General features: G+C 48.2%; 11 protein-coding genes. 5 read left to right on the top strand and 6 right to left on the bottom strand.

All coding sequences use genetic code 11. The features are described 5' to 3' along the window. Nucleotides 1–23: 23 nt before the first annotated feature. Both LG288_RS07200 and folK read right to left on the bottom strand, forming a co-directional pair. Nucleotides 24–731 (bottom strand): SDR family NAD(P)-dependent oxidoreductase, encoded by a 708-nt coding sequence (locus tag LG288_RS07200; protein WP_404399466.1) that lies wholly within the window; start codon nt 729–731, stop codon nt 24–26. Then, nucleotides 728–1,099: a 2-amino-4-hydroxy-6-hydroxymethyldihydropteridine diphosphokinase gene (gene folK, locus LG288_RS07195; RefSeq protein ID WP_404399465.1), complete on the bottom strand. Its 372-nt coding sequence runs from the start codon at nt 1,097–1,099 to the stop codon at nt 728–730. The genes LG288_RS07200 and folK overlap by 4 nt, the downstream gene beginning before the upstream one ends. A 169-nt stretch (nt 1,100–1,268) precedes the next feature. On the opposite strand from folK, the gene LG288_RS07190 reads away from it, so the two are divergent. The 4 genes from LG288_RS07190 to asnB all read left to right on the top strand — a co-directional run bounded on the left by LG288_RS07190 (nt 1,269) and on the right by asnB (nt 6,401). Then, nucleotides 1,269–1,757, top strand: coding sequence for a hypothetical protein (locus tag LG288_RS07190; protein ID WP_404399464.1), 489 nt, complete (start codon nt 1,269–1,271; stop codon nt 1,755–1,757). Then, a complete protein-coding gene (locus LG288_RS07185; RefSeq protein WP_404399463.1) occupies nt 1,754–3,172 on the top strand; it encodes a sodium:solute symporter family protein in 1,419 nt (472 codons plus the stop codon). Before LG288_RS07190 ends, LG288_RS07185 begins: the two co-directional genes overlap by 4 nt. Nucleotides 3,173–3,300: 128 nt before the next feature. Then, complete coding sequence (locus tag LG288_RS07180; protein WP_404399462.1) at nt 3,301–4,368, top strand: aspartate carbamoyltransferase; 1,068 nt, start codon at nt 3,301–3,303, stop codon at nt 4,366–4,368. Between the two features lie 17 nt (nt 4,369–4,385). After that, nucleotides 4,386–6,401, top strand: a complete 2,016-nt coding sequence (asnB, locus tag LG288_RS07175; RefSeq protein WP_404399461.1) for an asparagine synthase (glutamine-hydrolyzing) — start codon at nt 4,386–4,388, stop codon at nt 6,399–6,401. Between the two features lie 34 nt (nt 6,402–6,435). Here the strand turns inward: asnB and msrB are convergent, their stop codons facing one another. Then, complete coding sequence (gene msrB / locus LG288_RS07170) at nt 6,436–7,566, bottom strand: peptide-methionine (R)-S-oxide reductase MsrB (RefSeq protein ID WP_404399460.1); 1,131 nt, start codon at nt 7,564–7,566, stop codon at nt 6,436–6,438. A gap of 45 nt (nt 7,567–7,611) precedes the next feature. Between msrB and LG288_RS07165 the strand changes: the two genes are divergently transcribed. After that, nucleotides 7,612–8,625 (top strand): hypothetical protein, encoded by a 1,014-nt coding sequence (locus tag LG288_RS07165; RefSeq protein WP_404399459.1) that lies wholly within the window; start codon nt 7,612–7,614, stop codon nt 8,623–8,625. On the opposite strand, the gene LG288_RS07160 is transcribed toward LG288_RS07165, so the two are convergent. From LG288_RS07160 to LG288_RS07150, 3 genes are read right to left on the bottom strand one after another with little or no spacing between them, the layout of a single operon-like run. Beyond that, nucleotides 8,577–10,325 (bottom strand): ExeM/NucH family extracellular endonuclease, encoded by a 1,749-nt coding sequence (locus LG288_RS07160; protein ID WP_404399457.1) that lies wholly within the window; start codon nt 10,323–10,325, stop codon nt 8,577–8,579. The genes LG288_RS07165 and LG288_RS07160 overlap by 49 nt on opposite strands. Continuing rightward, nucleotides 10,322–10,807 (bottom strand): MarR family winged helix-turn-helix transcriptional regulator, encoded by a 486-nt coding sequence (locus tag LG288_RS07155; protein ID WP_404399456.1) that lies wholly within the window; start codon nt 10,805–10,807, stop codon nt 10,322–10,324. The genes LG288_RS07160 and LG288_RS07155 overlap by 4 nt, the downstream gene beginning before the upstream one ends. 15 nt (nt 10,808–10,822) lie before the next feature. Continuing rightward, nucleotides 10,823–11,911 carry a CsiV family protein gene (locus LG288_RS07150; RefSeq protein WP_404399455.1) on the bottom strand — a complete coding sequence of 363 codons (1,089 nt, stop codon included), beginning with the start codon at nt 11,909–11,911 and terminating at the stop codon, nt 10,823–10,825. Nucleotide 11,912: the final 1 nt, after the last annotated feature.

The raw sequence follows: 11,912 nt of genomic DNA, 5'->3' as shown, positions 1-11,912 counted from the left end.
CCTTTTTTATTACCGCAAAACGTTTAAATTTTCAGGGCGCGACCGCCGTCCACCTTGATCGACTCGCCGGTCAAAAATGGATTGTCCCGCAGAAACTTAACCGTCTCGATCATCGGTTGCAGTCCGCCTTCTATATTCAGTGGTGTCTCAGCTAACACTTGACGCCGGTGTTCATCATCGTGTTCTGGCAAAAATAAGATAGGACCCGGCTGGATAGCGTTAACACGGATATCAGGGGCCAGACTTTTAGCAAAGCCCAGTGTCATGTTGGCCAAAGCGGCTTTTGCACCACAGTAGGCGATGTAGTCGGTAGAGGGGCGTTCAGTGTATATATCCGTGATATTGACCACTAACCCGTCGTTAGCACTGGCCAGCAGCTGCCGTAAGCCCTGGATTAGTTTATAGGGCGCAACGGCATGAACCTGGTAGACAGCGCTCAGGCTGTCATTGCTGTCGTCAACTACCTCGTTATCAAAAAAGGCTGACGCATTGTTAACCAACAAATCCAAATGTTGGGTTTGCTCCTTAACCTGACAAATAAGATCATCAATTGCCTGGTTATTGTTAAAGTCAGCCTGCAGACCTACAGCACCTTTTTGCTCCAGCTTTTCAACGCCGTGTTTAGAGCTATTGTAGTGAGCGAATACGGTATAACCCTGGTCAAGGAGTGTATCGGCTAATTGATAGCCAAATCGTCTGCCTGCGCCGGTAATTAAAGCCACTTTGGTCATCTTCTTTCACCTAATAATTCTGTTTCTAATGCGTTTAAATAATGAGGAACCTCGGGTTTTGCGCTAACACGACCTAAAATATCGATATCTATCGGTCGATCTTTGATGCTGCAGTCAGGATCTGAACGATCACGGCCCAGGGTTTCCTCTATTTCGTTAAAGTGCTGTTTAAGTTGTTGCTCAGAAAGGGACGTCTCCAGCGTAAAAAGGGCGTTTAAAAAAGGTTTGTTGGTTTTTATACCGACAGGTTGAGTAACAATATCGCGCGAGAATTCCAATTTATCGGAAAGCTTTGCCAAGTAATGTTTTGCTCTGGAGAAGTGAAGCTCCGGTTCTATATTTGAGCCTAAACTGCAAAGATACATCATATCCGGGCGGTGTCCTGTGGTTAGTAAAAAAGCACTTTCGAATCTTTAAACTCTACGTAATACGAGAAAAAAAAGTTTTTCAATTTTTGCCAGAGGGTCAATAAGTTGAAATCGTTATATCGGGCTGATAGCCTGAAATTTAAGATTGATGACACGAGTAGCCCGAACCATGGAAAAAGCTTTAATTGGTGCTAAGTTATTATCCTGCCTGTTGAGTTTAAGTTTTTTTATGGTTTTGGCGAACCCTGCCAGCGCACGGCAATTGCAGCTTATTGGGCCACAGAAAACGATAAAAGAAGGTTACTTTACAGTAACGGTAGAAGCATCTGCAAACAGCAATTTACAAGGTTTGCTCATAGAAGCCGCGCAGGATCCCAGTTTTAACCGGCAGGTCCGGACGTTTCCGGCGCTGGGTGATTTTAAGCAGCTGTCGTTAACCGGCTTTGGCAACGGTACGTATTTTTTGAGAGCAATATCGAAATCGGCTGAACAGCCGAGTAACGTCATTAAGGTAACCGTCAGTCATTACCCGTTATGGCAAGCACTCGGCCTGTTCAGCACAGGGTTACTGATTTTTATCCTACTGATTTTTATTATTATTCGTGCTCATAGGCAAGAACAGTACCGGCTGGCAGCCGGCAGACAGGAACACCAATGAGCGAATTTGCACTGGATCGTTGGCTGGGCTTAACCATTGTCGCTGTTTTTGGCGTTGGCTGGGTACTATTTGGTTACTGGCTGGGACGAAAAAACAAAACCCATGAGGACTTTGCCCTGGCCGGCCGCAATGTTGGCTTTGCTTTCGCTGCGGCCACGGCGATGGCAACCTGGGTAACCAGCAATACTACCCTGGTTGCGCCGCAACTGACCTACCAGTTCGGGTTATGGGGCATGATTGGCTACTCACTGGCGGCTTTAGGCTTATTGTTATTTGCGCCGATGGCAAAGCGAATCAAGTCATTATTACCCCAGGGCTACACCTCGGGCGACTTTATCCGGCTGCGATACGGACCGGTTGCCTGGTGGATTTTCTTATTTATTTCTTTAATTTATGCGTTTGCCTGGCTTATCAGTCTGGGAATGGCCGGTGGCATTTTGCTGGAATCTCTCAGCGGTCTGGATTATCACGTGGGAATGTCTGCCATTTTACTGATTTGTGTCGGTTACACTTTATTTGGTGGTATGCGGGCCGTTATTGCCACCGACTTTATTCAGGCTCTTATCATTATTCTGGGCGTTAGTGTGATTGCTTACTGGCTGATTGATAACATTGGTTTAGAAAGTATTCATCAAAATTTATCCGACAATAGCCCGAAATTACTGGATATGCTGTTTCCAGCGGCGCTGATGTTTTTATTCAATAATATCTTTTTTGGTCTGGGAGAAATTTTTCACTCCAATGTGTGGTGGTCGCGAGCTCTGTCATTTAAAAAGAACGTTGCCTTTAAAGCTTATATTACCGCCGGCTTAATGTGGCTGCCTATTCCTATCGTTACCGGGTTTATTGCTCTGGCTGCACCTAAATTGGGTATTTTCCCGCCCAGCCCGGACATGATAGGGCCGACAGTGGCAGCGGCAGTGCTTGGTAAAGCGGGAGCGGTTATTGTCTTTATTGTTATTTTTTCGGCACTGGCTTCCAGCCTGGATTCGTTGCTCGCTGCAACCTCTGATCTTGTGACCCAGGATCTGTTCCATAAGAAAATTAAGCCCGGCGCCAGTGATAAAACGCTGATGCGCTTTAATCGTTTTTGTATTTTGGCGCTTGGCATCGCAACCTGGTTGCTGTGTATGCCGCGAATAGCAACGCTGGGCGGGCTGTTAAATTTTGCCGGAGCTTTTGTAGCCAGCACAATATGGCCTATTGTGTTAGGGCTGTATTGGCGTAAATTAACGGGCAAATACGCCGCTTTGGCGATGGCCCTGGGTACCGCTGCCGGTCTGGCCAGTTATTTTATTATCGGCTTTTATGTAGCCGCTTTAACCGCCTGCGCTGTATCGGGTCTGATTTGTTGGTTGGGAATAGTGCGAAGCCAACACTTATTTGATTGGCAACAGCTAAGCGAGGATCAATAAGATGCAAATACCCGAGCTAATATTTTCACTATTGATAATGACAGCACTAATAGCAACGGTAATAACACCGGTTTTGTTAGTAGTGCTATTTGTAAAAGATTATTTTTCTAAGACGATATGGTAATTCTATGAACATAAAAGATGTGTCGTTTAAAAGGGAACGGCCCGATGTGTGTGGTGACGCACACCCAAAAGCATTGCTGCGGGCAATTCAGGAAGATGGCGACTATCTTCTTAAGTTAGCCAGTCAACACGTGGTTTCGTCTGACCAGTTCAGCGCCAATACCATGCTGCAATTATTTCGTCTGGCGGCAAAATACGAAGCCAATCCCAGCCGCTTTAGTACTTCTTTACAGGGCAAAATATTAATTTCGGCATTTTACGAGCCCAGTACCCGCACGCGCCTTTCTTTTGAAAGCGCCTGGCATCGGTTAGGAGGCGATATTATGTCGATAACTGATCGCTCGACCACCGGCATCGCAAAAGGAGAATGCTTAGCCGATGTCGCCGAGATGTTTAACAATTATGGCGATTGCGTGGTGTTGCGCGATAATAATGAAACGTCTCTGGAGGAGATGATTGACTCATTGAGAATACCCATTATTAATGCAGGTAACGGCAGTGATGAACATCCGACCCAGGCTCTGGCTGATTTATACGCCTTATTTAAGTGGCGGCCGGAACTGACTACCACCGAGGCACAAGACTCGGCGGTAAGTATCGGTATTATCGGCATTCCCGATAAAATGCGCACCGTCCGTAGCTTTATTAAATCATTATGCAAGTTCCCGGACGCGGTTAAAGAGCTGGTGATTATTCATGATGAATCTGTTGCTGAGCAGTTATTTGGCCGCGAGCAGCGGGAGCAGATTGAGCAGGCGGGTATTCGCATTCGCACCGCGGAAGATTTAGATTCGGTGCTGCCGGAGCTTGATGTTGTTTATATTAATGCGATTTCCTGGGAAGGCGAAACCTTTAATACCTATGGAAAATCTTTTAGTTTGTCAGCGGCTTCGCCGTTAAAGCCGGACGCGATTGTTTTGCACCCTCTTGCCCGTGGGGCAGAGCTGGATACTGATTTAGATCACACCCCTCATAATTGGTACTTTAGCCAGGCCCGGGGAGCGGTATTCTTACGAATGGCCTTACTGACTTGCATGGTACAGCGCGCTGAGCGCGTTATCGACGTTGTTTAATATAAGGAAAGTCATTAATGTGCGGAATTGCTGGAGTTTTTCATCATCAGGCTGAGCGCTCAATCGACGCTCAAACCTTGGTTAATATGGCGGCGATAATGCATCACCGCGGGCCTGATGGTTTTGGTTATCATATTAAGCCCGAGCAGGGAATTGGTTTTAGTCATGCACGGTTATCGATTATCGATTTGAATGAATTTCGGGGTAAACAGCCTTTTTTGTCTGATGATCAACGCTTAATGCTGACTCATAATGGTGAGTTTTATGATTTTAAGCGTATTCGCGCTGACTTAACGGCCCGCGGGGCGCGTTTCCGCAGCAAGAGTGACTCGGAAATTGTGCTGCATTTATTTGATCGGTATGGCCTGGAAAGTACCCTGCAGGAACTGCGTGGTGAATTTGCTTTCGGTCTGTTCGATGCCGCTGAAGATAGTTTATATTTGGTCCGTGACCGATTTGGAATAAAACCTCTGTACTGGACTGAAACCGAACACGGAGTGGTATTTGGCTCGGAGCTTAAGGTTTTGTTTGCCCACCCCGATGTTAAGCGAGAATTTTCGGCAGAAGGGCTTTATCACCAGCTCATTCAGGTAATGGTACCCGGCTCGACAGCGTTTTCCGGTATCCATCAGGTACAGCCGGGCCATGTAGTTAAAGTTACCCGTCGCGACGGAAAACTGTCGGTCAGTGAGCAAAAATACTGGGATGTTAACTTTCCCGATGAACACGATTACCCGGGCGATGATGTTGACGAAGAACACTATGTCGAAGGAGTAAGGGAAAAGCTGTTAGAGGCGGTACAACACCGTATGACAGCCGATGTACCGGTTGGTTGTTATTTATCAGGCGGCATCGATTCCTGCTCGATTCTTGGGCTTGCCTCAGCGTCTACTCAAACCTCTGTCAAAGCCTTTACTATCGGTTTTGATTCGGCTGATTACGATGAAACCCCGATAGCCAAAGAAATGGCCGAAGCGACTCAGGCCGACCATCACATCATGGCGTTAAAGGCGAATGATCTGTATGACCATTTCGTAAAGACCCTATGGCACACCGAGCGCACTATCTATAATACGTTAGGCGTTGCTAAGTACCTGATGAGCAAAGAAGTGCATGAAGCCGGCTATAAAGTGGTTATGACTGGTGAAGGTTCGGATGAGCTGTTCGCCGGTTATCCCGCATTTCGTAAGGATATGTTTTTTCACGGTCTGGATCATTTGCCAGAAATTGAGCGGCTTGAATGGCAACGTTTACTAGAAGAAAATAATAAGTTGTTTAAGGGGGCAATGCTGGCGCGTGAAGAATTTGTCAGTGATGCCTTTAATAAGAAGGTCGGCTTTACTCCTAGTTGTGTACAACCCTGGTTGTCATGCAGCTCGGTTGCGTTGCCGTTAATGGCGGCAGACATGCGCAAGCAGGTCGAGCAGTACGATCCCAGTAATGCGATAGCGGCAACCCTGGATGAAAGCATGCTGAAAGGACGCCATCCGTTAGACAGGGCTCAGTATGTCTGGATAAAAACCATGTTGGAAGGGCAGATACTGACCTGGGGCGGTGATCGGGTTGATATGGCCAATTCGATGGAAGCTCGCCCGGCATTTTTAGATCATCATCTGGCTGAATATGCGTTTTCGGTACCTCCGCATTTGCGGATCAAAGGTAATAAAGAAAAGTACGTATTGCGGGAAGCAATGAAGGGCTTGTTGCCGGAAACCCTGTACAAACGAGAGAAGTTTGCGTTTATGGCACCTCCGGCACATACCGATCCAGAAAAATGGAAAGCCGTTGAACAGTTAGCTGAGCAATTTTTGAACAAAAAAGCGGTCGAAGAGGCGGGCTTACTGGATTATGACATGGTGGTTAAAACCTTTGAACAACATCAGGATCCAGAGGTTAAAGGTGAAGAGCAGGTGCAACTGGACGCCGTTATCAATCATATGCTCGGGGTGCAGGTGCTGCATCATCACTTTATTGCCACGGACGTGCCGAAACAGGCTGCACAAAGAGCCAAAGAGCTGGACTGGCAAGCTTAACCAGCAACTAACGACCGGTTACCCAAACCGGTCGTTAGTTAGCTTCAACGTATTTAATATAATCGCCGTAGCCACGCTCTTTCATTTCGTCGCGGGGAATAAATTCCATCGCCGCGGAGTTCATACAATAACGCAAGCCGGTAGGCTGTGGACCGTCACTGAATACATGTCCTAAATGAGAATCGGCATGGCGGCTGCGGATTTCTGTACGGCTATAAAACCAGCTGTTATCTTCTTTCTCAACTACCGCATCAGAGCTGATTGGCCGCGTAAAACTTGGCCAGCCGCTGCCGGATTTGTACTTATCGGCCGAGGAAAACAGAGGCTCGCCGCTGACGATGTCTACGTAGATACCGGCCCGCTGATTGTCCCAGTAGCGATTATTAAAGGCTTCTTCGGTTTCATCTTCCTGAGTTACTGAGTACTGAAGTGATGTTAGCTGTTCTTTTAACTGCTCTTCAGAAGGTTTGTTAAAGTCGGCCCACGGGTCTTTACTATCGGTCTGCGCAACGCCGCCTGGATTACTATTGGTAAACTGCTGGTAGTCGATATCATCGGTATCGCCCCAGTGTTTCTCGACAAAATCGTAGCGGCCTGAGTTGTACGTATAAAGCTTGTAGCGCACAGGATTCTTGTCGTAATAATCCTGGTGATAGTCTTCGGCGACATAAAACTCAGTAAACTCTGTTATCGGAACAACGATTGGCTCTTTAAAGGGACCCTCTTCCTGCAACCACTGTCGGGACTGCTCCGCTACTTCACGTTGTCGGCTGTTATGCACAAAGATTTCTGGCCGATACTGTTGACCGCGGTCAACAAACTGACCCTGGTTATCTGTGGGGTCAATGATGCGCCAGAACTTTTGCAGCAAGCCAGCGTAGCTGATGATATCAGGGTCATAAAAGACCTGAGCAGCCTCAGTATGACCAGTCTGTCCGCCAGAGACTTCCTGGTAGCTGGGGTTTGGCTCGTCGCCACCGGCGTAGCCGGAGACAACTTCTCGTACACCGTTTAACTGTTCAAATGCTTCCTCTACACACCAGAAACATCCGCCTGCCAATGTCGCGACCCTTTCCCGGGGTTGCTTTTCTGTAGCCTGATTTTGTGCCATGCTTAAGTTACTTACTAAAAACAGACAAATGCTTAACATTGGTAATACGCGCATAGGACCTCCAAAACTTATTCAGCATTATGTTATAGAGGCGATTGGATGAAAAAGTTTTCTTTGGGCCTGCTTTTATTTGCTTTTCTGGATACAACGCCAGCTTTCGCCGAGCAACAGGCGAACTCTGAAAGGCCTGCTGATGCAAGCTGGCTGGAAGGCTTTCGGCTGGGTCTGGAAAACTCGGTAGAGGTATCGGCGCGCTGGGTGGATAGCTTTTTTGCCGAAGATCGACTGGAAAACTCTTATCACTCGTACGGTCGTCTGTCATTTGCTCCGCAATGGAGCGGCTATGATAATTTTGAATTAAAATCCCGTTTTCGGGCTCAGGTTAATTTGCCCCACGCTGAAGAACAATTTTCTGCTTTTATTGGCCGGGTTGATAACGATGAGTTTCTTGATGACGCTTCCGCTGGTAAGCCTTCGATTATTCGTTCACCGGGTACTGACGAGGAGTGGCTGGTCGGCCTCGGCTTCGACCCTGACATGAATGAAAAACATCGGTTCTCTTACAGTCTCGGGATACGCGGAGGTCTTGATTTTGACACCTACGTGCGGGCTCGTTACCGCACCGATATTGCTGCAGGACAGTCGCTTTTAACCCGCTTGCAAAGCTCGGTTTTCTGGCGCGATAGTGATGGTTTCGGAGCCTCACAAAGGATCGACCTGGAGGCTTCGTTGACCGACTTTGTTCTTTTACGTTGGTCCTCCCTGGGTACCATCGCTCAGGAAACAAAAGGCCTGCGCTGGAGTAGTACCTTAAGAACGTACAAACTGTATGACCAGCATAAAGCAATTGCAGTTGAAACCTGGATCGAAGGTCAGACAGACCATCAGGTGCCGGTCAATGATTATGGTCTGCGCTTACTCAACCGTCAGCGCTATCTGCGTGAGTGGCTCTTTGTCGAATCCTGGATAGGTTACCACTGGCCCCGCGAACAGCTCAATGAGCCGCGGCAGGGCCACTGGATGCTGGGCCTTGAATTTGAGGTTCATTTTGGAACCGATAACGCCTATTTACCCGAAGAGCGCCAGTCAAGGTCAATTAATAAAGGATCATGATCGGACGAACGGTACGGATTAGGCTGATAATACTGCGGGTCGCGGTAATCGTAGAGTCTGGGCTCATCAGCATTAAAGTTGATGTGTTGAACTCGCACTACATTTTTTGACAGTTCATTTGGAACCAGAATATGGTCCAGGGAACCAGCCTGGCTGTCGTAGACGTACGAGTAATCCCGGGCCGATGAAACATTCTGGTAGCCGTTCGCCGTCATGTATTGCATGGGTTCTTCCATATAGTAGGCATTAAAGTCGCCCAGCAAAATGGGGTTGGGCATTTGCTCCTGTTTTACCCAGGCAGTTAACCGTTCGGCCGATTCAACCCGCAACGCATTCCAGCAAGCCTGGCCGTCCCGCTGATTGGCGTTAACGCCGTCCTCGGGGCAACCGCCTTTTGACTTAAAGTGGTTAACAACCGCGGTAAACTGCTGTTTGGACTCTTTGTCAGTAAAGATTTGTGCCAGAGGTACGCGACTACCCCACTGGAAAGGGCCTTTTTCGATTGTTTTGGCGTGGTTTGCAGGCTTTAACCGATCTTTATTATAGATAATGGCGACACTGATTTGGTCATCACCAACACGCTCGGATTGCGGCTGAGAAATCGCATAGGGGATATCCTGAGCCTGGTTCAGCGCATCGACCAACTGCTGGATGGCACTGTTTTCGTCAAAACCATCGTTCTCGACTTCCATTAAACCAAACACATCGGCATTTAGCGCGTCTAATGCTGCCACAATTTTATCTTGCTGGCGTTTAAACTGCGCTACGGTTTTTGCGCCCCGTTCGGTCGGAAATCCGGCCCCCTGGCCATTACCGTTAAAGTAATTGAGTACGTTAAAGCTGGCAATCCGCAGCTGGCCTGCCCGTTTGGGCTGAATGGGTGTTATTTTAGAACGCTCTGATAACTGCAGCTCTGTTGTCGGCTGCAGGCGATAACTATCACTGTACTGTGACAAGATACCGGTTATTGGCGCTAGGCTTGCACCACTGCGCAAACTGTTGTTGGGACCATGAAAAAGGTTCTGGTAGGGCAGCGGCTGTGGACGTTGATTGCTGTTGTCATCAACCTGCAGCCGATTGAGTCGATTACTGGCAGCCAGCGCCCGGGCTGCGGAGCCTGGCTCGGCAATTTGCGAGGGCGTCCAGAGACGGCCGGCAGAAATGTCAAAAAAGCCATGGCGGGGGAACTGATAATGGCCTGATATCGTGAGAGGTTGTTGGCCGGATACTGTGACCCGCATACCTTCGACAGTTTCTGCCTGCTGCTGCGAAGAAAAAGGTAAGATCAAATCGACTGGTTCAGGAAGGTCGACCGTTCCGCATTCGTAAAAACGGCTGGTATCGGTTAACTGAGTCAGGTTATTTTCTTCGCTAACGGTACCCGTAACTTTAACGATAGTGCCTGCCGTGACAGACCGGATATTGTTGCTGGCCTGAATAAACAGGCCCTCGGACGTTAATGGATTGTCATCCTGGTGGTCATTCAGAGACTGCAGGAAAAAGCCTTTGAGCTTCTCGGGCTGACTCCAGTCAGCAGTAACAATACCGGTAACGGTGACAGTATCTTCTAATAAAGGTGACTGAGTGGCTTCTCCCTGTACACTACTGATCGTCGTCACATCGTCTGTTAATTCGCAATTTTGTGCCAGCGCGGAGCTGCTAAAAATAACCGCTGCGGCGATAGTACTGAGTTTTCTCATGAGTTGGGGTCCATGGTGTTGTAATTGCCGACTTCCAGCACTGGGGCAACGTCCAGCTTTTCGGCGTCCATCATAGTTGCAATGCGTTGCATGGAGGACAGCAGTAGCGATTGCTCCCATTGCTCCAGTGCCTGAAACTTTTCAATAAAATCTTCTTGTAATGGTTGCGGAGCCTTGTCGAGCAACGACTGACCCTGCTCACTGAGGTATAATAAGACGCGGCGTTTATCGGTGGCACTGCGCTGCCGGTGGATTAAACCGCGCAGTTCCATGCGCTCAATAACATTAGAAACAGTAGCCGGACTTAAGGTAATATTTTGCGCCACCTGGCTGGCCGTGATGCCATCACCGGCAACAATTTCGCGTAAAATCAATAACTGTGGCGCGGTCAGTCCGGCGTACTTATTTAATTGTTTCGAGTGCAGGTCGATCGCACGAATGACTTTACGCAGGGCAAGTAACAACTCATCGTACTTTTCCATTGTCCTGTCCTTATCTTAAAAGCGTCGGGGTGATAACTTAGTTCGTCTTATCTGAATGATCATACCCACTTTTGGATGATCAAAGTAGTGTGTTTCGTGGCTAATTACCCGCCGTCTTTGCTTGAATCGATAAGCTCGCAAGAACGGCTCCGTTAAGTTGTTTTCAGATAACAGAAGGTCTGCTTGTTGAGCCAGGCTTTGCGCCGTAGCGTCAATAGTAACCTTTTCGCGTAAATTAAAATCGTGATCAATGTGTAAATAATTACCGACTAAAAAAATATGCAGTAAACCATCAAGTTCCCAGGCTCGCTCTGGCACTAACAGAGTGTCCGGTAACGATTGGGGTTGATTGCCAGCATCTGTCCGGAAAACTTGTGGGTCGGTTTCAATCCGGTTAAGAAGACGATTAATGCGCTCAATCATAGTCATTGGCGGCCTGTCTTCTGTGTCGGTTGTTTGCTCAGGAGAACGCTTAAACCCATCGTAATAAAAGTCATCAGTAAATTGCCGGCCAGCGAATAAGCGTAATCTCTGCTGCTGCTCCTCATTAAAGACAGGTTGTCGCCAGGCAACGTGAAGAAGAGGCTCAGCCAGGGCTTTGCGCTGCAGTGTTGTGCGTGTTTCGGTTAGTACGTGAGTAGAGGCGGGCATTAGAAAAGGTGCTCTGGCATGGGCAATATTGCCGCCGGCGCCATTAACAATAACATCGGTTTGTTGCAGCTGGCTGAGCGTTTCAGGTTTTTCAAACGGACTGCCGGGTATTGGGATTAAGCTGTCTTCTTCGTTGTATTGGCAGCTTACCCTGAACTCCCAATCAGCCTCCGGTGACCAGGGCTGACATTGTTCCAGCCCTGCACGCAAAGCCAGTAAATCCGGAGCAAAATAGCGACTCAAAAGGTCCCGGCCCTGAAGACTCTCGATTGCCGTTATTTGCAGTGGAAACTGTTCGTTAATGTCCTGCTGTTGAGTGTGCCGGAATAACAGGACTTCTACTTCGAACCAGCGCCAGTAGTTTCGATCAGGCAGGTCGGCCTGAGCTGTTACAGGAAGCAGGGCACTGATGACTGCCGTTATTGCTGCGACTAGTTTTAGCGCTCGCGTCACT

The sequence above is a fragment of the Idiomarina seosinensis genome (genome assembly GCF_044797955.1).
In the GTDB taxonomy this organism is placed as follows: Bacteria; Pseudomonadota; Gammaproteobacteria; order Enterobacterales; family Alteromonadaceae; genus Idiomarina; species Idiomarina seosinensis_A.
The sequence above is the reverse complement of the archived record's forward strand: the minus strand, read 5'-3'. Positions and strand labels throughout refer to the sequence as shown.

Bases quoted from the DNA above. Each gene is read 5' to 3' on its own strand.
- LG288_RS07200 (WP_404399466.1), bottom strand. From the start codon at position 731: ATGACCAAAGTGGCTTTAATTACCGGCGCAGGCAGACGATTTGGCTAT.
- folK (WP_404399465.1), bottom strand. From the start codon at position 1,099: ATGATGTATCTTTGCAGTTTAGGCTCAAATATAGAACCGGAGCTTCAC.
- LG288_RS07190 (WP_404399464.1), top strand. From the start codon at position 1,269: ATGGAAAAAGCTTTAATTGGTGCTAAGTTATTATCCTGCCTGTTGAGT.
- LG288_RS07185 (WP_404399463.1), top strand. From the start codon at position 1,754: ATGAGCGAATTTGCACTGGATCGTTGGCTGGGCTTAACCATTGTCGCT.
- LG288_RS07180 (WP_404399462.1), top strand. From the start codon at position 3,301: ATGAACATAAAAGATGTGTCGTTTAAAAGGGAACGGCCCGATGTGTGT.
- asnB (WP_404399461.1), top strand. From the start codon at position 4,386: ATGTGCGGAATTGCTGGAGTTTTTCATCATCAGGCTGAGCGCTCAATC.
- msrB (WP_404399460.1), bottom strand. From the start codon at position 7,566: ATGCGCGTATTACCAATGTTAAGCATTTGTCTGTTTTTAGTAAGTAAC.
- LG288_RS07165 (WP_404399459.1), top strand. From the start codon at position 7,612: ATGAAAAAGTTTTCTTTGGGCCTGCTTTTATTTGCTTTTCTGGATACA.
- LG288_RS07160 (WP_404399457.1), bottom strand. From the start codon at position 10,325: ATGAGAAAACTCAGTACTATCGCCGCAGCGGTTATTTTTAGCAGCTCC.
- LG288_RS07155 (WP_404399456.1), bottom strand. From the start codon at position 10,807: ATGGAAAAGTACGATGAGTTGTTACTTGCCCTGCGTAAAGTCATTCGT.